General features: G+C 70.7%; 20 protein-coding genes. 5 read left to right on the top strand and 15 right to left on the bottom strand.

From position 1 onward, the window contains the following. Positions 1–51: 51 nt before the first annotated feature. The gene (gene ftsY / locus ACFQ7Q_RS27820) at positions 52–1,272 is read right to left on the bottom strand and encodes a signal recognition particle-docking protein FtsY (protein ID WP_383559771.1); all 1,221 of its coding nucleotides are present in this window, start codon (positions 1,270–1,272) and stop codon (positions 52–54) included. A gap of 85 nt (positions 1,273–1,357) precedes the next feature. Here ftsY and ACFQ7Q_RS27815 point away from each other — a divergent pair, with 85 nt between their 5' ends. After that, positions 1,358–2,809 carry a cytosine permease gene (locus ACFQ7Q_RS27815; RefSeq protein ID WP_383559769.1) on the top strand — a complete coding sequence of 484 codons (1,452 nt, stop codon included), beginning with the start codon at positions 1,358–1,360 and terminating at the stop codon, positions 2,807–2,809. 60 nt (positions 2,810–2,869) lie between these two features. Next, a complete protein-coding gene (locus ACFQ7Q_RS27810; RefSeq protein ID WP_383559768.1) occupies positions 2,870–3,847 on the top strand; it encodes an LLM class flavin-dependent oxidoreductase in 978 nt (325 codons plus the stop codon). Between the two features lie 47 nt (positions 3,848–3,894). On the opposite strand, the gene ACFQ7Q_RS27805 is transcribed toward ACFQ7Q_RS27810, so the two are convergent. The 4 genes from ACFQ7Q_RS27805 to ACFQ7Q_RS27790 form a co-directional block, all read right to left on the bottom strand. Then, a complete protein-coding gene (locus tag ACFQ7Q_RS27805; RefSeq protein WP_383559766.1) occupies positions 3,895–5,328 on the bottom strand; it encodes a sugar porter family MFS transporter in 1,434 nt (477 codons plus the stop codon). 214 nt (positions 5,329–5,542) lie between these two features. Further along, complete coding sequence (smc, locus tag ACFQ7Q_RS27800; RefSeq protein ID WP_383559765.1) at positions 5,543–9,097, bottom strand: chromosome segregation protein SMC; 3,555 nt, start codon at positions 9,095–9,097, stop codon at positions 5,543–5,545. A gap of 188 nt (positions 9,098–9,285) precedes the next feature. Then, complete coding sequence (locus ACFQ7Q_RS27795; RefSeq protein WP_215066520.1) at positions 9,286–9,501, bottom strand: hypothetical protein; 216 nt, start codon at positions 9,499–9,501, stop codon at positions 9,286–9,288. Positions 9,502–9,892: 391 nt separating this feature from the next. Beyond that, on the bottom strand, positions 9,893–10,174 hold the full coding sequence (locus ACFQ7Q_RS27790) for an acylphosphatase (RefSeq protein WP_383559764.1): 282 nt from the start codon (positions 10,172–10,174) through the stop codon (positions 9,893–9,895). Between the two features lie 179 nt (positions 10,175–10,353). On the opposite strand from ACFQ7Q_RS27790, the gene ACFQ7Q_RS27785 reads away from it, so the two are divergent. Continuing rightward, complete coding sequence (locus tag ACFQ7Q_RS27785) at positions 10,354–11,265, top strand: CAP domain-containing protein (RefSeq protein WP_383559763.1); 912 nt, start codon at positions 10,354–10,356, stop codon at positions 11,263–11,265. 59 nt (positions 11,266–11,324) lie between these two features. Here ACFQ7Q_RS27785 and ACFQ7Q_RS27780 read toward each other — a convergent pair whose 3' ends face one another. Continuing rightward, on the bottom strand, positions 11,325–11,909 hold the full coding sequence (locus tag ACFQ7Q_RS27780) for a flavodoxin family protein (protein ID WP_383559762.1): 585 nt from the start codon (positions 11,907–11,909) through the stop codon (positions 11,325–11,327). Positions 11,910–12,027: 118 nt separating this feature from the next. On the opposite strand from ACFQ7Q_RS27780, the gene ACFQ7Q_RS27775 reads away from it, so the two are divergent. After that, positions 12,028–12,414 (top strand): winged helix-turn-helix transcriptional regulator, encoded by a 387-nt coding sequence (locus ACFQ7Q_RS27775; RefSeq protein WP_383559761.1) that lies wholly within the window; start codon positions 12,028–12,030, stop codon positions 12,412–12,414. Between the two features lie 13 nt (positions 12,415–12,427). Here ACFQ7Q_RS27775 and mutM read toward each other — a convergent pair whose 3' ends face one another. The 9 genes from mutM to ACFQ7Q_RS27730 form a co-directional block, all read right to left on the bottom strand. Then, a complete protein-coding gene (gene mutM, locus ACFQ7Q_RS27770) occupies positions 12,428–13,288 on the bottom strand; it encodes a bifunctional DNA-formamidopyrimidine glycosylase/DNA-(apurinic or apyrimidinic site) lyase (protein WP_383559759.1) in 861 nt (286 codons plus the stop codon). A 153-nt stretch (positions 13,289–13,441) separates the two neighbouring features. Then, positions 13,442–14,254, bottom strand: coding sequence for a ribonuclease III (gene rnc, locus ACFQ7Q_RS27765; RefSeq protein ID WP_383559758.1), 813 nt, complete (start codon positions 14,252–14,254; stop codon positions 13,442–13,444). Positions 14,255–14,273: 19 nt separating this feature from the next. Then, positions 14,274–14,447 (bottom strand): 50S ribosomal protein L32, encoded by a 174-nt coding sequence (gene rpmF / locus ACFQ7Q_RS27760; RefSeq protein WP_030496967.1) that lies wholly within the window; start codon positions 14,445–14,447, stop codon positions 14,274–14,276. A gap of 2 nt (positions 14,448–14,449) precedes the next feature. Continuing rightward, positions 14,450–15,088 carry a YceD family protein gene (locus ACFQ7Q_RS27755; protein ID WP_383559774.1) on the bottom strand — a complete coding sequence of 213 codons (639 nt, stop codon included), beginning with the start codon at positions 15,086–15,088 and terminating at the stop codon, positions 14,450–14,452. 150 nt (positions 15,089–15,238) lie between these two features. After that, positions 15,239–16,276 (bottom strand): ATP synthase F0 subunit B, encoded by a 1,038-nt coding sequence (locus tag ACFQ7Q_RS27750; RefSeq protein WP_383559756.1) that lies wholly within the window; start codon positions 16,274–16,276, stop codon positions 15,239–15,241. 121 nt (positions 16,277–16,397) lie between these two features. Then, positions 16,398–16,889 (bottom strand): pantetheine-phosphate adenylyltransferase, encoded by a 492-nt coding sequence (gene coaD / locus ACFQ7Q_RS27745; protein ID WP_383559772.1) that lies wholly within the window; start codon positions 16,887–16,889, stop codon positions 16,398–16,400. 26 nt (positions 16,890–16,915) lie between these two features. Next, on the bottom strand, positions 16,916–17,500 hold the full coding sequence (gene rsmD / locus ACFQ7Q_RS27740) for a 16S rRNA (guanine(966)-N(2))-methyltransferase RsmD (RefSeq protein WP_383559754.1): 585 nt from the start codon (positions 17,498–17,500) through the stop codon (positions 16,916–16,918). Between the two features lie 75 nt (positions 17,501–17,575). Next, positions 17,576–20,815, bottom strand: coding sequence for a helicase-related protein (locus ACFQ7Q_RS27735; protein WP_383559752.1), 3,240 nt, complete (start codon positions 20,813–20,815; stop codon positions 17,576–17,578). A 114-nt stretch (positions 20,816–20,929) separates the two neighbouring features. Further along, on the bottom strand, positions 20,930–22,519 hold the full coding sequence (locus ACFQ7Q_RS27730; RefSeq protein ID WP_383559751.1) for a DAK2 domain-containing protein: 1,590 nt from the start codon (positions 22,517–22,519) through the stop codon (positions 20,930–20,932). Positions 22,520–22,758: 239 nt separating this feature from the next. Between ACFQ7Q_RS27730 and rpmB the strand changes: the two genes are divergently transcribed. Continuing rightward, positions 22,759–22,944 (top strand): 50S ribosomal protein L28, encoded by a 186-nt coding sequence (gene rpmB, locus ACFQ7Q_RS27725; RefSeq protein WP_003957616.1) that lies wholly within the window; start codon positions 22,759–22,761, stop codon positions 22,942–22,944. Positions 22,945–23,030: the final 86 nt, after the last annotated feature.

Genomic DNA, 23,030 nt, shown 5'->3' with positions numbered 1-23,030 from the left:
GGTCCCACCAGTGGTGGGACCCGGGCCGCGTCGTCGAGGCCGTCGGCCGTTCTAGGCCCCGTCGCCGATCAGGGCGTCGACGAAGGCGGCCGGGTCGAAGGGGGCCAGGTCGTCCGGGCCCTCGCCCAGGCCGATCAGCTTGACCGGGACGCCCAGCTCGCGCTGGACCGCGACGACGATGCCGCCCTTGGCGGTGCCGTCGAGCTTGGTGAGCACGATGCCGGTGATGTCGACGACCTCGGCGAAGACGCGCGCCTGGACGAGGCCGTTCTGACCGGTGGTGGCGTCCAGGACGAGCAGGACCTCGTCCAGCGGGCCGTGCTTCTCGACGACCCGCTTGACCTTGCCGAGCTCGTCCATGAGGCCGGTCTTGGTGTGCAGACGGCCGGCGGTGTCGATGAGCACGACGTCGGCGCCCTCGGCGATGCCCTCCTTGACCGCGTCGAAGGCGATCGACGCCGGGTCGCCGCCCTCGGGGCCGCGCACGGTCCGCGCGCCGACCCGCTCGCCCCAGGTCTGGAGCTGGTCCGCGGCGGCGGCACGGAAGGTGTCCGCGGCGCCGAGGACGACGGAGCGGCCGTCGGCGACCAGGACCCGGGCGAGCTTGCCGGTGGTCGTGGTCTTGCCGGTGCCGTTGACGCCGACGACCATGACGACGCCCGGGGTGCCGGGGTCGCTCTCGGTCTTCACGGTGCGGTCGAAATCGGGGCCGAGGAGGGCGATGAGCTCCTCACGGAGCAGACCGCGCAGCTCCTCGGGGGTGCGGGTGCCGAGGACACGGACGCGCTCGCGCAGCCGCTCGACCAGCTCCTGGGTGGGGGCGACGCCGACGTCGGCGGTGAGGAGGGTCTCCTCGATCTCCTCCCAGGTGTCCTCGTCGAGGTTGTCCCGCGACAGGAGCGTGAGCAGCCCCTTGCCGAGGGAGTTCTGTGAGCGGGCGAGGCGGGCCCGCAGCCGTACGAGACGGCCCGCGGTCGGTTCCGGCACCTCGATCTCGAGTGCGGGCGCCTCGGCGACGACCGGGTCCTCGACGGCCACCGGGGCCTCGGTGGCCGGAAGGTCGACCTCCTCGATGGTCCGGCGCGGTTCTTCGCGTGGCGTCTCCGCCTCGTCGCCGACGTGCGGCTCGGCGGGCGGAGCGGTGATGGTCGGCGTGGCGGACGGCGCCTCGGGCGGCGGCAGCTGCTTCTTCTTGCGGCCGCTGATCACGAGCCCGCTGGTCACGGCGACGGCGACGACCAGGGCGATGACTACAGCAAGAATGAGTTCCATAACGGCTCCAGTATCGGCCACGACCGGGCCGGAGGAGGAGCACGTACGCTGGGTGGGTCCCCCACACCCCGCACGGAGTACCCCCATGCCCCCTGCCGCCGAACCCGCCGCCGAGAGCGAAGGTGCCGTCGAGACCCGCGGTCTCGAACCCGTCCCCGACGCCGAGCGCACCGGCCACGTCCGAGAGCTGTTCCCGACCTGGGTCGCCGCCAACATCAGTGTGCTGTTGCTCACCATGGGTGCGGGTCTGGTCGTCTTCAACGGGCTGAACTTCTGGCAGGTCCTCGTCGTCGCGACGGCCGCGCCGATCCTCTCGTACGGGATCGTCGGCCTGATATCCATCGCCGGGAAGCGCGGGGGCTCCCCCGGCATGGCGCTCTCGCGGGCCGTCTTCGGCCAGCGCGGCAACCTCTTCCCCGGGTCGCTGATCTGGGTGGCCCGCTGGGGCTGGGAGACGATCAACGCGGTCACCGGCGCCTATGCCGTGCTGACGGTGCTCGATCTGCTCTTCGGCATCAAGTCGAACACCGCGCTGATCGTGGTCACGCTGATGCTCTTCGTCGCCTGCACCTTCCTGGTGTCCGGGCTCGGCATCAACGCGCTGCGGGTGTGCAGCAAGTGGTCGACGTATCTCTTCGGCGCGTTCTCGGTGCTCGTGCTGGTCTATCTGGTCGCCGACACCGACTGGTCGGCGGTCTTCGACAAACCGGCCGGCTCGACGGCGATGATGATCGCGGGTATCGGCACGATCGCGGCGGGCGGTATCAGCTGGGTCCCCTCCGGGCCCGACTTCACCCGCTATCTGCCGCGCACTGCCTCCTCGAAGGCGATGGTCGGCTCCACGATCGGCGGCGCGGGGATCGTAGTGCTGCCGATGGTCCTGATGGGCGCGGTGATGGCGGTGGCCACCCCCGGCCTGGCCTCGGCGCAGGACCCGGTGTCGTTCATCGGCGAGCTTCTGCCGACCTGGATCTCCGTGCCGTACCTGGTCATCGCGCTGATCGGGATGCTGCTGATCAACTCGATGTCGATGTACTCGGCCGGGTTCACCGCGCAGACGCTCGGCATCAAGGTGCCGCGGGCCGCGGCGGTGAGTGTGAACGCGGTGATCAGCCTGGTCTTCGGCTTCCTGCTGATGGTGGTGGCGACCAGCTTCATCGGTTCGTTCATCTCCTTCCTGACGCTGCTCGCGGTGGCGTTCTCCGCATGGATCGGCGTCTTCGGCGTCGACATGCTGCGCCGGAGGTCGTACGACGGCGAGGCGCTGATGGACACCACGCGCACCAGTGCCTACTGGTACCGGGGCGGCTTCGCCTGGCAGGCGATGACGGCGTGGGCGGTGGCCCTGCTGGTGGGTCTGCTGTTCACCAGGGTCGACTGGTTCTCGGGGCCGCTCGCCTCCTCCTGGATCGGGGAGAACGGGCTCGGCTGGGGCGCGACGATCGTCGTCGCGGGTCTGCTGTACGCGGTGCTGCCGCGGACGCCCGCGCCGGCGGCCGTGGAGCCGATCGAGGCCCGCGAGACTGTTTCCATCTGACGCAACGTCAGATAGCGTCCCCCTTCGCCGGCATCCCACGCTCGCGGAGGGGGACTTCCCATGCCCTTCACAGTCGTACGGTTCAACCTCGTCGATCCGCATGCGACCCCCGAGTCCCTCTCGGAGCGCTATCGCGCCGCCCTCGCCATGGCCGCCTACGCCGACGAGCACGGCGTCGACACGATCCAGACCGAGGAGCACCACGGCGCCGCCAACAACTGGCTGCCCTCCCCGTTCGCCTTCGCGGGCGCGGTGTTCGGCGCCACGAAGAGGATCGCGGTCACGGTCTCCGCGATCATCGGCCCGCTCCACGACCCGCTGCGGCTCGCCGAGGAGATCGCCGTCCTCGACCTGCTGAGCGCGGGGCGTCTGGTGACGGTCGCGGGCATCGGCTACCGACCGGAGGAGTACGAGGAGCGCGGGGTCGACTGGGGCCGCCGCGGGAAGCTGCAGGACCTGCTCCTGGAGACCTTGCTGCAGGCGTGGTCCGGTGAGCCCTTCACGTATCAGGGCCGTACGGTACGGGTCACTCCGCGGCCCTTCACCCGGCCGCATCCGTTGCTGCTGGTGGGCGGTTCCTCGAAGGCGGCGGCGCGGCGGGCGGCCCGGCTCGGACTGCCGTTCTTCCCGAGCGCGCATCTGCCGGAGCTGGAGACGTACTACCGGGAGCGGTGCGCGGAGTACGGCACCGAGGGCTGGACGATGATGCCGGCCGAGAAGACCCCGCTGCTGCACCTCTCGGAGGACCCGGACCGGTCCTGGGAGCTGTACGGGGAGCACTTCCTGCACGAGGCGCGGACGTACGCCTCCTGGCAGTCGAAGGACATCCGCTCGGCGGTGCGCTCGACGGCGACGACGGTCGCGGAGCTGCGGGCGGAGGGGGTGTACCGGATCGTCACGCCGGACGAGTGCGTGGCGCTGGGGCGCGAGCTGGAGAGTCTGGTGCTGCATCCGCTGTGCGGCGGGATGCCGGTCGAGGAGGCGTGGCGCAGTCTGCGGCTGCTGGGCGAGACGGTGCTGCCCCGGCTCACGGCATAGGGCCGTGGCCGGGGCAGTTCCGGATTCGAGGAGAGGGGCAGCGGGGTTTAGCCCATCTCCTCCAACGCCTTGCCCTTGGTCTCCTTGACGTACCTGAGCACGAAGGGGATGGAGAGCACGGCGAAGACCGTGTAGATGATGTACGTGCCGGAGAGGTTCCAGTCCGCGAGGGACGGGAAGCTCGCGGTGATGGCCCAGTTGGCGATCCACTGCGCGGAGGCGGCGACGCCGAGCGCGGCGGCGCGGATCCGGTTGGGGAACATCTCGCCGAGGAAGACCCAGACGACGACGCCCCACGAGAGGGCGAAGAAGAGCACGAAGACATGGGCGGCGACGAGCGCCACGATGCCCTCGGTCTCGGGCAGCTTGCCGTCGACGAGGTCGGCGGAGAACGCCCAGGCCTCGAAGGCGAGGGCGATGGCCATGCCGACGGAGCCGACGAGCGCGAGGGGCTTACGGCCCACCCGGTCGACCAGGACCATGGCGATCACGGTGCCGACGATGTTGATGATCGACGTGGTGAACGAGTAGAAGAACGAGCTGGAGGGGTCGACGCCGACCGACTGCCAGAGCGTCGCGGAGTAGTAGAAGGCGACGTTGATGCCGACGAGCTGCTGGAAGACCGAGAGTCCGATGCCGACCCAGACGATGGGGAGCAGCTTGAAGCGGCTGCCGGCCGTGAGCAGGTCCCTGAAGGTGGACTTGTGCTCGCTGCGCATGGCGCGGTCGATCTCGGCGACGCGGTGGTCGAGGTCGACCTCGTGGCCCTCGACCTCGGCGAGCACCTCCTTGGCCCGGTCGACCTTGCCGACGGAGATCAGGAAGCGGGGGGACTCGGGGATGGCGAAGGAGAGCAGTCCGTAGAGCACGGCGGGGACGACCATCACGCCGAGCATCCACTGCCAGGCCTCGAGGCCGCCGATCTCACCGCGCTGGTCGCCGTCGGCGATCTGCAGGATGCCGTAGTTGACCAGCTGGGAGATGGCGATGCCGATGACGATGGCGGCCTGCTGGAAGGAGCCGAGGCGGCCGCGGTAGGCGGCGGGGGCGACCTCGGCGATGTACGCGGGGCCGATCACCGAGGCCATGCCGATGGCGAAGCCGCCGACGATCCGCCAGAAGGCGAGGTCCCAGAGGGCGAAGGGCAGCGCGGAGCCCACGGCGCTGACGGCGAAGAGGACCGCGGAGATCTGCATGCAGCGGATGCGGCCGATGCGGTCGGCGATCCGGCCGGCGGTCGCGGCACCGATCGCGCAGCCGATCAGGGCGATGGCGATGACCTGGGCCAGCGTGCCCGAGCCGATGTCGTACCGGTCCCGGATGGCCTCGACGGCGCCGTTGATGACGGAGCTGTCGTAGCCGAAGAGGAAACCGCCCATCGCGGCGGACGCCGTGATGAAGATGACGTGGCCGAGGTGGTCCGGGTGGGCGGCCCGGCCTTCGGAAGGCGGCGGCGTGGGCGCCTGCGCGGTGCTGGTCACATGGACTCCTGGGGGCCTCCGGCAGCGTCGCCGGGGCGTGGGGGGCGAGCCCTTCCAGTGGCGCACAACATCACGCGGCCCACCACTTGAAGGTAAAAGCAACGTTGCAGAGACTATGCCTTCAAGTTTCGAAGTCAAGACTTGATGTCGTATGACTTCAACCGCACGGCGGGGCACCTTGAGTTCAAGACTTGTAGTTGATCACTGGGGTCACTCACCGCAGTCGCTGACTGATGACCTTCGAGACGCCGTCGCCCTGCATGGAGACGCCGTAGAGCGCGTCGGCGACCTCCATGGTCCGCTTCTGGTGCGTGATGACGATGAGCTGCGAGGACTCCTGAAGCTCCTGCATGATCCTGATCAGCCGCTGGAGGTTGGTGTCGTCCAGGGCCGCCTCCACCTCGTCCATCACGTAGAAGGGGCTGGGGCGGGCCTTGAAGATGGAGACCAGCATCGCCACGGCGGTCAGCGAGCGTTCTCCGCCGGAGAGCAGCGAGAGCCGCTTGACCTTCTTGCCCGGGGGCCGGGCCTCCACATCGACACCCGTGGTGAGCATGTTGTCGGGGTCGGTCAGGATCAGCCGTCCCTCGCCGCCGGGGAAGAGACGTGAGAAGACGCCCTCGAACTCGCGCGCGGTGTCCCGGAACGCCTCCGTGAAGACCTGTTCGACGCGTACGTCGACCTCCTTCACGACCTGAAGCAGGTCGGCCCGCGTCTTCTTGAGGTCCTCCAGCTGCTCGGAGAGGAACTTGTGGCGTTCCTCCAGCGCCGCGAACTCCTCGAGGGCCAGCGGATTCACCTTGCCGAGCTGCTGGTACGCCCGTTCGGCGGCCTTCAGCCGCTTCTCCTGCTCCGAACGGACGAAGGGGCGCGGCTGGTTGCGCGGATGCTCCGGGTCCTCCGGCAGCTCCTCGCCCTCCGCGGGCGGCGACGGCGGTACGAGCTGACGGGGGCCGTACTCGGAGACCAGACCGGCCGGCTCGACGCCCAGCTCCTCCAGGGCCTTGGTCTCCAGCTGCTCGATCCGCATCCGCTTCTCCGCGCCGAGCACCTCGCCCCGGTGGACGGAGTCGGTGAGCTTGTCCAGCTCGGCCTTCAGGTCGCGGCCCCGGTTGCGGGCCCCGGTCAGGCCCTGCTCACGCGCGCCCTTGGCGGCCTCGGCCAGTGCGCGCTCCTGCTCGGCACGGACCAGGGAGACCTCGATGTGGGAGAGCAGCTGCCGGGTGCCGGCGGCGACGGCGGTGGCGACCTCCGCCTCGTGGCGCAGCCGGGCACGGCGCTGCTCGCCACGCGCGCGTGCCTCGCGTTCGGCGCGGGCGCCCCGGTCGAGGGAGTCGGCGCGGCCCGCGAGGCCCTTGACCCGCTCCTCGTGCGTACGGAGCTGGAGCCTGGCCTCCATCTCGGTCTGGCGGGCGTTGGCACCGTCGGCGGCGAGCCGGTCGCGCACGGAGGTGTCGGGTTCCTCCTCGGCAGGGGTCTCCTCGGCGACCAGCAGCCGCTCGGCGAGCTCCTCGGCCTCGTAGAGCGCCTTCTCCAGGGCCTCATCCGCGCGGGCCGCCGCCGCGGCGGTGCGCTCGGCCTCCCCCGCGGCGCCGCGGGCCTGTCCGGCGAGCCGTCCGAGCTGCTGGGCGACCTGGGACTTCTCGCGGTCGGCCGCGCGGCGGCGCTCGGCCAACTCCTCGACGAGCGCGGCGAACGAGCGACGGCGTTCGGTCGCCTCCTGCTGGGCGGCGGCCAGCCGCGCGCAGCGCGACTCCAGCTCGTCCAGCTCGGCGGCCGCCTCGTCGACGGACGCCTGCACCTCCAGGAGGCTGGGCGCCCCGGCGGAGCCGCCCTGCGCGAAGTGCGCCCCGAGCAGGTCCCCCTCGGCGGTGACGGCGGTGAGGCCCGGGTGGGCGTAGACCAGCTCCTCGGCCTCTTCCAGCGTCCCGACCACCACGATCCCGGCCAGCAACCGTCGTACGGACGTCATGAGTTCCTCGGGTCCGCGCACGAGGTCCGCGGCGCGCGGGTGTCCGCCTGTCGGCGCCGGGGACTCCCCCGGCGCCTCGCCGCCCGTGAGCAGCAGCGCCGCGCGGCCCGCGTCCTGCTTGCGCAGCAGGCGCAGGGCCTCGGCGGCCGCGGCGGGGCCCGTAACGGCGATCGCGTCCGCCGCCGCGCCGAGGGCGGCGGCGAGGGGGAGCTCGTGTCCCGGGGTGACGGTGAGCAGTTCGGCGGCCGGGCCGAGCACTCCGCTCAGGCCGTCCCGGGCGCCGAGGAGTGCTCCCGTCCCGTCCTTGCGGCGCAGTCCGAGGGAGAGCGCCTCGTGGCGGGCCCGGGTCGCGGCGCGGCTGCGGTCGGCCTCCGTGGCCGCCTCGCGGGCGGCCGTCAGCGCCGCCTCGGCGGCGGCGAGGTCCCCGCGGGCGGCCTCGTACCGCTCCCCCAGCTCCGTGTCGCCCGCGTCGAGTCCGTCGACCTCGGCCTTGAGCTGCTCGTACTCCTCCTGTGCGGCGACGGCCCGCTCCTGGGCCTCGTCCCGCGCGGCGGCGAGCCGGTCGATCTCGGCCTGGGCGGACGCGGCGCGCGAGCGGGCGGCGTTGACCTGGCCGTGCAGCCGGGCGAGTCCCTCGCGCTGGTCCGCGATGGCGCGGGCCACGTCCTTGAGCCGGCGCTCCTCCACCGCCAGCTCGCGCTCCAGTTCGGCGCGGTGGGCGACGGTGTCCTCCAGGGCGCGTTCGGCCGCTTCGAGGGCCGCCTCCAGCTCGGCCTCCTGCTCGCGGATCCGGGCGGCCTCGCGCTCCATGTCCTCGGGGTCGCGGCCCCGGCGCTCCTCCGGCGGCTGGGCGGTGGCGCTCTTCACACGCGCGTCGGCCAGTGAGACGGTGCCCCGGACCCGCTCGGCGAGCTGCGAGAGTTCGTACCAGGTCTGCTGGGCGCGCTGGAGGCGCGGTGCGAGCCGGCGGACCTCGTCCTCGAGCTCGGCCTCCTTGGCGAGCGCCGCGCGGAGCTCCGCCTCGGCGCTCTCCTTGCGCTCCTTGAGGGCGGCCTCGTCGGCGACTTCGGTCTTCAGCGCCTCCTGGAGACGTACGAGGTCGTCGGAGAGCAGGCGCAGCCGGGCGTCCCGCAGATCGGCCTGGATGACCGCGGCGCGGCGGGCGACCGCCGCCTGCCGGCCGAGCGGCTTGAGCTGGCGGCGCAGTTCGTCGGTGAGGTCCTGCACGCGCGCGAGGTTGGCCTGCATCGCGTCCAGCTTCCGCAGCGCCTTCTCCTTGCGCTTGCGGTGCTTGAGGACGCCGGCGGCCTCCTCGATGAAGGCGCGGCGGCCCATCGGGTCGGCGTGCAGGACGGAGTCGAGCTGGCCCTGGCCGACGATGACGTGCATCTCGCGGCCGATGCCGGAGTCGGAGAGCAGGTCCTGGATGTCGAGCAGCCGGCAGGTGTCGCCGTTGATCTGGTACTCGCTGCTGCCGCCCCGGAACATGATCCGGGTGATGGTGACCTCGGCGTAGTCGATGGGCAGCGCGCCGTCGGAGTTGTCGATGGTCAGCGAGACCTCGGCGCGACCGAGCGGCGGCCGCCCGGTCGTGCCGGCGAAGATGACGTCCTCCATCTTGCCGCCGCGCAGCGACTTGGCGCCCTGCTCTCCCATGACCCAGGACAGCGCGTCCACGACATTGGACTTGCCCGAGCCGTTCGGCCCGACGACACACGTGATTCCCGGTTCGAACCGCAGCGTGGTGGCGGATGCGAACGACTTGAAACCGCGGAGGGTCAGGGCCTTGAGATGCACGCCCCCGGACTCTACCTGTGGTTGCGCGTTTCACCCATGAACGTGCAGGGCACACCCTCCCCTAAGGAACGGTGGGACATGGGGGACTCATGGGGGACTCAAGAAAGAAGGGACGCCGGAGCGCCCCTTGCATATCCAGCTGTGCTGGCGTGAGTGTTTCTCACCTGGCCCCGGCACGGGGCTGACTGTCAGGTGAGCGCAGGCTCCGCCTGGGGAACGTCGAGGTCGATGCTGTCGAGCAGCGACTCTCCGTGCTGTGCGGCGGCAGCGTTGAGCGCGTCGTTCTCGGACTGGATCCGAACGAGCTCGGATTCCAGGTCCTGGACGCGCTGCTGAAGCCGTCGCATCTCGGCGAGGAGTCGCGGGTCGGAGCCGCCGACGTAACCGAGAAGCGCCTTTGCCATGATGGATGGTCCTCCACACTGAGTGACCGACCGAAGCGGTGTGGGTCGTGAGGGATTTCGCACCCGCGGTCTCGGCAGTGCTTCATGTCGTGCCGGTTCGTACTGCCAAACAGCTAAGGTGCGCGGGGATTCCAGCGTCTCACCAAAAAGTTTGACGGTCAACACGATCACGCCCCGTATCAAGGGCAACCGGGGGGTCTGCGGCCGCGGAACAGGCGGCGGCGCCTCGCAACTCGGTGCCTCAGGGGCGTAGCGATCATCCTTCCGCGCGGAGCGCGACACCGCAAGCCCCTCTCGGCAACCATCAGGCCATTTCCGCTTCGGCGGCTCGTCGCCGAACGTCCGCGCGGGGGTCGAGCAGGCCACCGGGCGGGGCTCGCCGAGCCCTCGGTCAGCGGATCGCGAAGCCGTCGTAACCGCCGCGCGGGGTGGCCCAGATCTCAGTGACTCCGTCGACGCGCCCGGGAGTGTCGCCGGAGCGGAGCCAGTCGAGCAGACGGTGGCAATTCTCACTCGACCCCTCGGCCACGACCTGCACGCGCCCGTCGTCGAGGTTGAGGGCGAAGCCGACGAGGCCTCCGATCTCCAAGGCGTTTGCCCTGGTGAACCAGCGGAAGCCCACTCCCTGTACTCGGCCGCGCACCCAGGCGGTGAGCCGTACGTCTTCATTCATGGCTGCACGCTAACGGGCCAATTACCGAAGGAGCACGTCGCCCCGGCGCGTCATGGCGTACAGTCCCGACCGAATGAGGCTCACCCGTTCGGATGCGCCTCTTCGAGCAGGCCCGCTCGGGCCACGCAGAAGCAAAGATCAGCAAAGAGCCAGCACAGGTCGTCAGGAAGGCAGAGCAGATGGGACGCCATCGTCGTTCCGGCGCCGCGCCCGCCGCAGAAGATTACGCGGCGGGTTCGGACCGCCGGCACCGGGGTGAACGCCGCAGGAAGCGCGGCATGCGTACGGGACTTCTCGGCGCCTCCGCCGCGGTGGCGGTCGGCGCGGTCGCCGTCGCCTCGGGCCTTCTGCCCGGCGGGGACACCCTGACCGTGGGCAGCGCCGGCTCCGGTGAGCAGCAGACCACGCAGTCGCGGCAGACGCCGGAGCTGACGACCCAGGGCGGCTCGTCCGCGACGCCGACGAGCCAGGCGCCGAGCACGGCGACGGGTACGGGTACCGGTACGGGCAAGGCGAACGGCAAGGCGTCCTCCTCGCCCTCCGCCACGCCGTCGCCGAAGCCGTCGAAGACCACCGCGTCCCCGGCGCCCAAGAAGCCGGCCCCGCAGCCGTCGAAGACCACGGCGAAGCCGAAGCCCAAGCCGGCGCCCACGACCGAGAAGCCCGTCGTGCGCCCCCCGGCCCCGGCGCCGACCCCGTCCCGCACCAGCCGCTCCGCGGCGGCCGAGGCGGAGGTCGTACGGCTGGTCAATGTGGAGCGGGCCAAGGTCGGCTGCACGCCGGTCCGGTCCGACGGCGCTCTCGCCGCACTGGCGGGCGCCTTCAGCCAGGACATGGCGCAGCGCGGCTTCTTCGACCACACGGACCCGGACGGCGACACTCCCTGGGACCGCGCCGGCCAGGCGGGCGTCACGGGCATGGGCGGCGAGAACATCGCCCGCGGCCAGGTGGACGCGGCCGCCGTCATGGCGTCGTGGATGAACAGCGACGGCCACCGCGCGAACATCCTGAACTGCGACTACAAGACCCTGGGCGTCGGCGTGTACTTCGCGGACGGCGGCCCGTGGTGGACGCAGGACTTCGGCTTCTGAGTCGAAAGTGGGAAGGGCCCCGTCACCGGGTGGTGACGGGGCCCTTCCTCGTTGTGCGCTCAGGCGGCGGCGCGGCCCTTGACGAAGGTGCGGGCGGTCGTGGCCACGCGGCGGCCGAGGTGCTCGGCGGTGGCCAGGTCGGCCTTGTGGACGCCCTCGGGGCCCAGGTCGTTGTGGGTCTGAGCGGCGGCGCCGGAGAAGAAGCCGAGGCGGTTGATGTCGTTCTCGGACGCCTCGGTGGTGTTCCAGCCGGGCTTCAGACCCAGGTTCACCCAGGTCATCCCGTGCTGGGCGGCCAGGATCTGGAAGAACTGCAGGGTGTGCAGCTTGTCGCCGCTCTTGGAGGCGGAGTTGGTGAAGCCGGCGGCCAGCTTGTCGGTCCAGGCGTCCGTGAACCAGCGCTTCGAGCTCTCCTCGGCGAACGCGTGGAACGCGCCCGAGGCCGTGCCCATGTACGTCGGCGAGCCGAACACGATCGCGTCGGAGGCGTCCAGCAGCTCCCACTGGGCGTCGGTGATCTCGTCGACCTTGATCAGGTGGACGGTGGCGCCCGCGTCGAGCGCGCCGGCCCGGACGGCCTCGGCGACGACGGCGGTGTGACCGTAGCCGGAGTGGTAGGCGATGGAGACGACGGGCGTGGACATGGTGGGACTCCTCATCGGCGGGGGAACGACAAGAAGTAGAGCACTAACTTTCCGAAAGTGCAATCCATGAGAGAGCGCACTCCTGCAGTTAGCGCTGTGCGCGAGTATGGTAGAGGGCATGACTGACGACCTCGTGTTCAACGTGTTCGCCCGGGCCTGCACCTCGCGCGAGACGCTGGAGCATGTGACGGGGCGGTGGGGCACGCTCACGCTCGGCGCGCTCCACGAGGGCACGTTCCGCTTCAACGAGCTGCGCCGCCGGGTCGACGGGGTCAGCGAGAAGATGCTGGCGCAGACCCTGCACGCGCTGGAGCGCGACGGGCTCGTCCACCGGGAGGCGCAGCCGACCAACCCACCACGCGTGGACTACCGGCTCACGCCGCTGGGCCGCGAGATCGCGGAGCGACTGCGGGCGCTGATCGAGCTGGTCGAGGGCCGGATGCCAGACGTCCTCTCGGCACGCGAGAGCTACGACGAGGAGCGCGCGGCGGCCGTGGGCGCGTGAGCGATCGCGGCCGTCAGGCCGTGGCGCGCGGGGGGCGCTGGCAGCGCGGGCAGAAGTAGCTGGACCGATTCATCCACGGCCGGCGCCGCATCGGCGTACCGCAACGGCGGCACGGCTCGTCCTCGCGCCCATAGGCGTCCAGCGACCGGTCGAAGTAGCCCGACTCCCCGTTCACATTGACGTAGAGGCTGTCGAAGCTGGTCCCGCCCGCGGCGAGGGCCGCGTTCATGACGTCCCGTACATGCCCGAGAAGCTCGGCGGAGCGCGGCCGGGTGAGCGTGGCGGTGGGGCGTTCGTAGTGCAGCTTCGCCCGCCACAACGCCTCGTCGGCGTAGATGTTGCCGACCCCGCTGATCAGCGTCTGGTCGAGCAGCGCGCGCTTGACGGTCGTACGGCGCAGACGCAGCGCCGCCTGGAAGGCCGCGTCGTCGAACGCCGGGTCCAGTGGATCGCGGGCGATGTGCGCGATGACGTCGGGAAGACCGTCCGCCGTGTTCTCGTGGATCGAGAGCCCGCCGAAGGTCCGCTGGTCGACGAAGCGCAGCTCGGTGCCGAGGCCGTCGTCGAAACGGACACGGATCCGCAGGTGCTTCTCGTCGGGGGCGTCCTCGGGCTGGACGAGCAGCTGCCCGCTCATGCCGAGATGGCCCAGGATCGAGACGTCGGAGTCCGCGAGCGGGATCCACAGGTACTTTCCGCGCCGTCGCGCGATCCCGAAGCGGTGCCCCTTGAGCCGGGCGGCGAAGTCCGCCCCGCCCGCCGGGTGCCGGCGCACGGCCCTCGGATGCAGCACCTCGACCTCGCCCACGGTGCGCCCGCCGACCCAGCGCTCAAGACCGCGTCGTACGACCTCGACCTCGGGCAACTCGGGCACGGGACTCCTCCGGAGGGGTACGGGAAAGGCGACGCCCGAAGCCTACCGCCCGGACGGAAACGGCCGGACGGAAGCGGACGACCCCGCCCGGAGACCCTCGCGGGGCCCCGGGCGGGGTCGTCAAGAAGCAGTGCCGTCAGGAAGAGGAGGGCTTCAGGCCGAGGCCTGGTCCGCGGGGGAAGAGGCGTCGGCGACCTCTTCCGGCGCCGTCTCGGCCGCCACGTCCGCCGCGGCCTTCGCCGCCGCGAGACGCTCGTCCGCCGCCGCGCGAATCGCGCGCCATGCGGACTCCGCCGCCTGCTGCTCCGCTTCCTTCTTGCTGCGGCCGGTGCCGGTGCCGTACGAGACACCACCGACGCGGGCGGCAGCAGTGAAGGTCTTCTCGTGGTCCGGACCCGTCTCCGTGACGAGATACTCCGGAACACCCAGACCCTCGGCCGCGGTGAGCTCCTGGAGGCTGGTCTTCCAGTCCAGTCCTGCACCGAGGTTCGAGGACTTCTCGATCAGCGGGTCGAAGAGCCGGTGCACCAGCTCCGAGGCCGCGTCGAGGCCCTGGTCGAGATAGACCGCACCGATCACCGCTTCAAGGGTGTCGGCGAGGATGGACGCCTTGTCCCGGCCACCCGTGCCCTCTTCGCCCCGGCCGAGCCGGATGAAGGAGCCGAGTTCGAGGCCGCGACCGACCTCCGCCAACGCACGCGAATTGACCACCGCGGCCCGCAGCTTGGCCAGCTGGCCTTCGGGCAGGTCGGGGTGGGTGCGGTACAGCGTGTCCGTGACCACCAGGCCGAGCACGGAGTCCCCGAGGAACTCGAGACGCTCGTTGGTGGGCAGACCGCCGTTCTCGTACGCGTACGAGCGGTGCGTCAGCGCACGCACCAGAAGGGCGGACTCGAGCTGATACCCGAGCCGCCCTTCCAGAAGCGTGTGGGACGAGGCATTGTCCGTCTTGTTGGACTCAGACATTGCGCCTCTCACCAGCCACTCAGACCGAGAGGACCTGGCGCTTGTTGTAGGTGCCGCAGCTCGGGCACGCGATGTGCTGCTGCTTCGGCTCCTGGCAACGCTCACACGAAACCAGGGTGGGGACCGCAGCCTTCCACTGCGACCGGCGGTGGCGCGTGTTGCTGCGCGACATCTTCCGCTTCGGAACAGCCACGGCTACTTCTCCTGCTTCTCGTCGACGCCAGCTTCGGCGCCGCTCATGTTGTCCTTCTCATCGGTTCCCAGCGAACCGGCGAGTCCCTGCAGTGCCGCCCAACGAATGTCGACGGCTTCATGGTGGTGGTCCGGGTTGTCGTTCAGGTTGGTTCCGCATTCGGAACACAGACCCGCACAGTCCTCCCGGCACACCGGCTGCATCGGCAGTGCGAGCACCACCGCATCACGCAGCACGGGTTCGAGGTCGAACATGCCGTCCTCGAGGGGGATCATGTCCTCGTCGTCCTCGGCTTCGTCGTCCGCGGCCGCCTTGGAGCGGCCCCGGTCGTCGGAGTCGGGGTACGAGAACATCTCCTGGAAGTCCACGTCGAGCTCGAGCTCGACGGGCTCCAGACACCTTACGCACTCCCCCTCGGCCGATGCACGGGCGGTGCCTGTGACGAGCACCCCTTCCATGACCGACTCGAGACGGAGCTCGATTTCCACGGGCGAGCCTTCCGGCACACCGATGACCCCTTCGACACCGAAGTCCTTGGGGGCCGACGCCGAGCGGGAGATCCTCTGGAGGGCACCAGGACGCCGCCCCAGCTCGTGTGTGTCGAACACGAGGGGGTTGCGGTGGTCAAGGCGCGTGCTCAGGGTTCTTCCTGCTTTCGGATCGTGAGGGGGCTGCCGCGTTCGAATCGAGAGACGAAGCGGGCAGGATGGATCGCGGGCATACGCGCGACCGAAGAGCCAGGATACTGGACGCTTCGCTCAGGGCCCAATCCGGCCTTGGCCGGGCTCGGCTCAGTGCCCCTGACCGTGTCCCTGGCCGTGCCCCTGCTCGTACTGCCGCAGCTGCTCCAGGTCGATCATGCTCGTGTCGAAGAAGCTGGTCTCGTCGAGCGCGGCGGCCTGCGGCTGCTGGTAGTCGTAGACCGGCTGCTGCTGGTACGCGTAGGGGTCCTGGGTCTGGTACCCGTACGGGTCCTGGGCGGCCTGGGCCTGGTAGGCGTACGCGTCCTGGTGCTGCGGCTGCTGGTACCCGTACGGATCCGGCTGCTGCGCCGGGATCTGCGGGACCTGCTGGTGGACGGGCTGCTGGACCGGCTCGGGGTCGGCCAGCTCCGCGAGCCCGGCCAGATAGTCCGCGTCACTGGTGTGCACCGCGCCGCCCGCGGCGTCCTGGGCCGCCATGTGGGCACCGAGATCGTCGGTGGCGATCCGGCCGTGGAGCTTCTGCCGGCCGCGGCCGACCGCCTCCAGGGTCTTGGACAGCACGGCCTCGAAGGCGCCCAGCTTGGCGTCCACGTACTCGTCGGCCCGGTGGATCAGGGTCTGCGGGTCCGCGCTGTACTCGGGGGCGTCCTCGTCGGCGTAGCCCTGCGCGTCCAGGCCCGGGCCGCGGCCGAGGAGCTTCTCGCGGCCGCGGTCGACGGAGCCGATCGTCTTGTTGAGGACGACCTCGAAGTTGGCGAGCTTGGAGTCGACGTAGTCGTCGGCCTCCGCCCTGATCTCCTCGGCCTCCCGGCGGGCCTCCGAGAGGATCCGGTCCGCCTCGTCCTGGGACTGGCGGGCGACCTGGGTGTCGGAGATCAGCGAGCCCCGCTCGGCGTGGGCGGCCTCGATGATCCGCTCAGCCTCCTGGCGGGCGTGCTCCACCATCTGCTCCCGGCCGCCGAGGAGCTCCTGGGCCTGGGCCAGGGAGCCCGGCAGGGCCTCCCGTACCTCTTCGAGCATGGCGAGCAGCTCGGCGCGGTTGACCACGCAGGACGCCGACATGGGCATGGAGCGGGCGTTTGTGATCGTCGAAACGATCTCGTCGAGCTTCTTCTGCACGTCCACCGGGTGCTCGCCACTCTCTACAGCTGGATGGAGACGGACGGGACGACTTTAAGGGCAGTCGTCCCCCGCCCGACACCAGATGACGGACCGTCAACGACGGTCGCTCGTGGTCACGTCCGGGTCACTGGCCGCCGCGCTGCTCGGCGAGGCGGTCGGTGAGCCTGCCGAGGACGGCCGCCGGCACCAGGTGGGAGACGTCGCCGCCCCCGGCGGCGACCTCCTTGACCAGGGAGGACGACAGGAAGCTGTAGGTGGGGTTGGTGGGGACGAACAGGGTCTCGACGCCCGAGAGCCCGTTGTTCATCTGCGCCATCTGCAGCTCGTAGTCGAAGTCGCTGACCGCGCGCAGGCCCTTCACGATGGCGGGGATGTCGCGCTGCTTGCAGAAGTCGACGAGGAGGCCGTGGAAGGCCTCGACCTCGACATTGCCGAAGTCGGCGGTGACCTCACGGATCAGCTCGATCCGCTCGTCGACGGTGAACAGTCCCTTCTTGGACTGGTTGATCATCACCGCGACATGTACGACGTCGTACAGCTTGGAGGCGCGGGCGATGATGTCGAGATGTCCGTTGGTGATGGGGTCGAATGACCCCGGACAGACGGCGCGGCGCAACTTGGGTCCCTCGCTCTCCGGTCCGGTCATCGTGCGTCTTCGCACGTAGAGGCGGCGCGACCGTACCAAAACGTTCCCTCGCCGTAACGACGGGCCCGCAGTGGCTCGAATCCGGCCGGCCAGCCGAATTCCCCGCCTCGGGTGCTGCGCTCCACGGTGACGAGGGCATCCTCCGTGAGCCAGCCCCCAGAGCGGAGTGTGAGCAGGATCTCGCGAAGATCGTCGTCCGAGACGGCGTACGGCGGATCGAGGAAAACCAGGTCGTACGGGGCGGCGGGCGCCGGTCCCGTCACGATCTGTTCCGCTTTGCCCGTACGGAGTTCCGCGCCGGGCAGTCCGAGCGTCCGGACGTTCTCCCGGACGGTCCGGGCGGCGCGGACGTCGGCCTCGACGAGGAGGGCGTGGGAGGCACCCCGGGAGAGCGCCTCCAGGCCCACGGCGCCCGAACCCGCGTACAGATCGGCCACCCGGGTGCCGTCGAGGGTGCCGAGGAGCGACTCCCATGTGGAGAAGAGGCCCTCGCGCGCCCGGTCGGAGGTGGGGCGGGTTCCGGTGCCGGGGGGCACGGCCAGTCGGCGTCCGCCGGCGGTACCGGCGATCACGCGGGTCATCTGAGGTCCTTGTCCTTTTCGGGAGCGCTCCGTGGTCTGTGCCTCCACGATATGGCGGGTGGGGCGGGTGTGACGTCACCCCTTCTCCAGGTACTCCTCCCGCTCCTTGTCCAGGAGGGCGTCCAGCGCGGTGCGCAGCTCGGGGTGGTCGATGAGGTCCGGGTCGGCGAGGACGACGGCGGTCGCCTCCTCGCGGGCGGCGGCGATGACCTCCTCGTCGTCGATGACGGTGAGCATCCGCAGGGAGGAGCGGACGCCGGACTGGGCCTGGCCGAGGACGTCGCCCTCGCGGCGCTGTTCGAGGTCGATACGGGAGAGCTCGAAGCCGTCGAGGGTGGAGGCGACGGCGCCGAGGCGCTGCCGGGCGGGACTGGCCTCGGGCATCTCGGTGACGAGGAGGCACAGGCCGGGGGCGGAGCCTCGGCCGACGCGGCCGCGGAGCTGGTGGAGCTGGGAGACGCCGAAGCGGTCGGCGTCCATGATCACCATGGCGGTGGCGTTGGGGACGTTGACGCCGACCTCGATGACCGTCGTGGCCACCAGGACGTCGACCTCGCCGGCGGCGAAGCGGCGCATGACGTCGTCCTTGTCGTCCGGGTGCATCCGGCCGTGCAGGACCTCGATGCGGAGTCCGGCGAGTGGCCCCTGGGTGAGCCGGTCGGCGATCTCGACGACGGCGAGCGGCGGGCGCTTCTCGGCCTCGTCCTCGGGGGACGGCTTCTTCTTCGCCCCCTTGCCGTTCTCGTCCTCGTCGTCGCCGATGCGGGGGCAGACCACGTACGCCTGGTGTCCGTTCTCCACCTCCTCGCGCACCCGCTCCCACGCGCGCGTGAGGAAGTGCGGCTTGTCGGCGGCGGGCACGACGTGGCTGGCGATCGGCGAGCGCCCTGCGGGCAGTTGGTCCAGGACGGAGGTCTCCAGGTCGCCGAAGACGGTCATGGCGACCGTCCGCGGGATGGGGGTGGCCGTCATGACGAGCAGGTGGGGCGGCTGCTTGCCCTTCCCGCGCAGGGCGTCGCGCTGCTCGACGCCGAAGCGGTGCTGCTCGTCGACCACGACCAGGCCGAGGTCGTGGAACTGCACCTTGTCCTCGATGAGCGCATGCGTGCCGATCACGATCCCGGCCTCGCCGGTGACGAGGTCGAGCAGGGCCTGCCGGCGGCCGGCGGCGCCCATCGAGCCGGTGAGCAGGACGACCTTGGTGGCGTGCTCGGCGCCGCCGAGCATCCCTCCCTCGGCGAGCTCGCCCATCATCTCGGTGATCGAGCGGTGGTGCTGCTGGGCGAGGACCTCTGTGGGGGCGAGCATCGCGGCCTGTCCACCGGCGTCGACGACGGCGAGCATGGCCCGCAGGGCCACCATCGTGTTGTGCGTCACGGTGAAGTGATCGGTCACGTACGCATGACTCGCGTCGGCGACGCTGATGCACTGGACCGGCTTGCGGCCGACGTACTCCACTGCCCGGATCCCACGCCGAAACGTGTTGTACTTCGGCCTGGCACAGACGCGAGATGCCTTCCGGCCGAGTCGGAAGGGAACGTACTCATCGGGCAGCGCGACCGATACGTTGAACGCCTCGCGCTTCGGCAGCACGCGAGCCCGTCCGCCGAGCGAACGCACGAGCCATGCGACGTCGTCGGCCAGTTTCCGAGAGGCCGAACAGAAGGACACGCCCATGCCCTGGGCATCCACGGTCCCGTCCGTGTCCATGAGCCCCTGGAGCACAGCGAGACGGTTCTTGATCGAGGTGTTCTTGAACTCGAGGGGCAAGAACTTGTCGTGCGATGTGGCTCCCCAGAGACCAAGTGAGCGCAGCACGCTGATCACGGGATTCCGCCGGGTACCGCCCCGGGGCCCCGTCATCCCGATCGTGTAGTCGCAGCGGGAGCCGGGGACGGGAGTGACCGCGCACTCGGGGCCCAGAGTGGAACGGGCCGCGGCCAGAATCTCCTCATCGGCCGTCGAAAGACGCAGGTTGTGCCGGAAGGATCCGTCCCCGAGGAGCAGTCCGAACAGGTACGGATCCAGCGGCGGCGACGTGCCGTCGGACAGGTCCACCGGAGTGGCCGCCGGGATGTACCACTTCGAGGAGCCGTTGGCTTTCGACAGGTCCTCACGAATCTCGCCTGTGGTCATCACCTTGGGGACCTGCCCTCGGTCCCAGGCACAGCTCGTTCCCACGATCCACAGGTGCTCGTCATCGCATTCCACGGACGTGCCGTCGGACAGTACGAGGCGCCATACATCCCGCTCTCCTTGCGGGAAGACCCCGTCGACCAGGGCGATGTCGCCCCTGGGCACGACGACCTCGTCGCCCACCGCGATATCGCCCATCTGCCGATAACCCCCGGGAGTCAGCACGAGCGCGTCGAGGGGCTGCGCCTTGCCGGAGCCGACCTCGCCCTGGAGGAGGCGGTGCATGGGGTGCTCGGTGGCGAGGTCGTCGAAGATCTCCTTGGAGACCTTCTGCTGGCCGTCGGTGAGGGTGAAGGGCAGCTTGGCGTCGAAGGCGTCGAGGAGGCCGTCCGGGGCGGGTCTGCGGGCGACGGCGGGCAGTTGGGTGTCGGCGAACCGGCGGCGGGCGAGGGCGACCTGGAGGACGAACGCCTCGTCCCACTTGAGCCGCTGCCGGGCGTCCTCGATGTCCGCCTTGGTGCGGGGGCGGTGGACCTTCAGGAGGGCTTCGGGCAGGTCGGTGAGGCCGCGGTCCTCGCGCAGGGCGGCCGGCAGCGGGTCGGCGAGCCCGGCCCAGTCGGTGGCGACCAGGGAGTCGAGGGCGATGGAGACGGACTGCTCGATGGTCCACGACTCCAGCTGCTTGCAGGCCGGGTAGATCGGCAGCAGCTCGTTCGCGAACGCCTTGACCGTCTCGTCGCTGCTCTCCGCGTCGAGGAGTTTGTACTCGGGGTGGGTGAGCTGGAGCTTGCGGTTGAAGACGCCGACCTTGCCGGCGAACATCCCGCGGCGGCCGGGCAGAAGCTCCTTCTGGTGGAAGTGGACGGCCCGCCCGAAGAAGACCAGCTGCATCCGGCCGCTGCCGTCGGTGATGGTGACCTCGAGGCGCTGACCCTTGCCCCGGCCGCCCTTGTTGAAGGTCAGCACGCGGGCGTCGGCCACCTGCGCGACCACCGTGACGTGCTCGTCCAGCGGCAGATCGGCGAGGGCGGTGAGTTCACCGCGCTCGGCGTACCGCCGGGGGTAGTGGTGGAGGAGGTCCCCGACCGTCCGCAGGTCGAGGTGCTCGGCCATCACCTTCGCGGTGGCGGCGCCGAGGAGGTTCTTGAGGGGTTCGTCGAGCACTGGCACGCGTTCCATTGCACACCACCGCACTGACACCCGTCCCGCAGGCTGTGGATATCGCCGCGTCACGTCGGCGAGGTGCCGCCGGGGCGGGTGCCCCGGAAGGAGGCCCCGCACGCCGCCGACGGGCTACTCGACGCCGATCAGGAGCGGTGGCGCCCCCACTCCCCCGCGGTACGTGGCCGTGTCGACGGCCAGGTACGTCTCGCGGACGTGGCGTTCGAGCGCGGTCGCCAGGGAGGGCGGGGTCTCGTCGGCCACGATCAGCGTGACCAGTTCGCCGCCCGCCGACAGCATGCGGTCGAGGACCGTGCGGGCCGTCGTCGTCAGGTCCTGGCCGATGACGGCCACGTCGCCCTCGATCAGACCCAGGATGTCGCCGGCCTGGCAGACGCCGGCCGAGGTGAAGGACTGCCGTTCGGCGACGGCGAGTTCGGCGTACCGGGTCGCGCCCGCGGCCGCCGTCATCGCCACCACGTCCTCGTCGAAACGCCGGTCCGGTTCGTGGACGGCGAGCGCGGCGATGCCCTGGACGGCGGCCCGGGTCGGGATGAGGGCGACCCGGATGCCCTCGGCGCGGGCCTGTTCGGCGGCGGCGCCGGCGGTGTGCCGCAGGTCGGTGTCGTTCGGCAGGAGCACGACCTCGCGCGCGTGGGCCCGCCTGATGGCGTCGACGAGTTCGCCGCCGGCCGGCGGCTCGCCCGGCCTGGCCAGCACCGTCGTCGCCCCGGCCTCCGCGCACAGGCCCGCGAGCCCTTCGCCGGGTACGACCGCCACGACCGCCCGCTGCATCCGCTCCCGGGTCTCGGTGGCGCCCGAGAAGTGCGTGATGCGGATCCGGTACGGCCGGCCCGCCTCCACGCCGGCCTCCACGGCCGCTCCCGCGTCGTCGACGTGCACGTGGACGTTCCACAGCCCGTCGCCGCCGACCACGACCAGTGAGTCCCCCAGCGCGTCCAGTCGGGCCCGCAGCCGTTCGACGGCCGGGTCCTCCGCCTCCAGGAGGTAGATCACCTCGAAGGCGGGTCCGGCAGGTCCGTCCTCGGGTCCACACGCCTCGTCGGCGATCGGCCGGGGCGCGGGCCTCGGCGGCCGTACCTGCGCCTCCCCCGACACGACCTCGACGAGGGCCCCGAGGACGGCCACCAGACCCCGTCCGCCGGCGTCCACGACGCCGGCGCGTTCGAGGACGGCCAGTTGGCCGGGGGTGGCCTCGAGGGCGGTCCTGGCCCCCTCGTACGCCCCCCTGGCCACCGTCACGAGGCTTCCGCCGCTGCCGCAGGCGTCCGCGGCCGCGGCGGCCACGCTGAGGATCGTTCCTTCGACGGGGTGCGCCACGGCCTCACGGGCCGCGCGCGCCGCCGCGGCCAGGGACCGGGCGAGGTGATCGCCGTCATGTCCGTCCGTGAGGACGGACGCCATGCCGCGCAGCAGCTGCGAGAGAATCGTTCCGGAGTTGCCCCGGGCGCCGATCAGGGCGCCGTGGGCCATGGCCCGTATGGCGTCGCCCGCGTCGGAGGCGTCCTCCGCACAGGCCGTCTCGACCGCCCGGGCCGCGGATTCCACCGTCAGATAGAGATTCGTGCCGGTGTCCCCGTCGGCGATCGGATAGACGTTGATCGCGTCGATCTCCTCGCGCTCCCTGCCGAGCGCGTCCAGCGCCCGTGCGCACCAGGAGCGGACCGCTGCGGCGTCGAGGGTCTGCGCGGTCTGCGGCAACGGGTGATCCTCCAGCTAGGCGGCGACTGCGGTCGGCTCACCGCAGGGTAGACCCGCTCGTGACCTGCACCCGGGGCGGGGGCCGCCGTCGCCATGGTAGTTTCGTTCCACGGGAGCAGCCGTTGTATGCTGCTTCGGTTGCCCGGCGAGAGTCGGGCCATTCCCCCGGCAAGCCACTTCAGAACTCTGATTCCGGTGCGCCGGATTTCACTGTAAATCTGAAGTCTTTGGAGTGACCCGTGGCTGCCAACTGCGACGTCTGCGGCAAGGGGCCGGGCTTCGGCAACAACATTTCGCACTCGCACCGCCGTACGTCTCGTCGCTGGAACCCGAACATCCAGCGTGTGCGTGCCGTGGTCGGTCGGACGCCGAAGCGGCTCAACGTCTGCACCTCGTGCATCAAGGCCGGCAAGGTCTCGCGCTAACGCCGACGTTTCGTCGTAGCGCAGCCCCTGCGGTTGCCTTGAAAGGCCGGTTCACCTCGGTGAACCGGCCTTTTGCCATGCCCTGG

The sequence above is a fragment of the Streptomyces sp. NPDC056527 genome (genome assembly GCF_042794475.1).
In the GTDB taxonomy this organism is placed as follows: domain Bacteria; phylum Actinomycetota; class Actinomycetes; order Streptomycetales; family Streptomycetaceae; genus Streptomyces.
The sequence above is the reverse complement of the archived record's forward strand: the minus strand, read 5'-3'. Positions and strand labels throughout refer to the sequence as shown.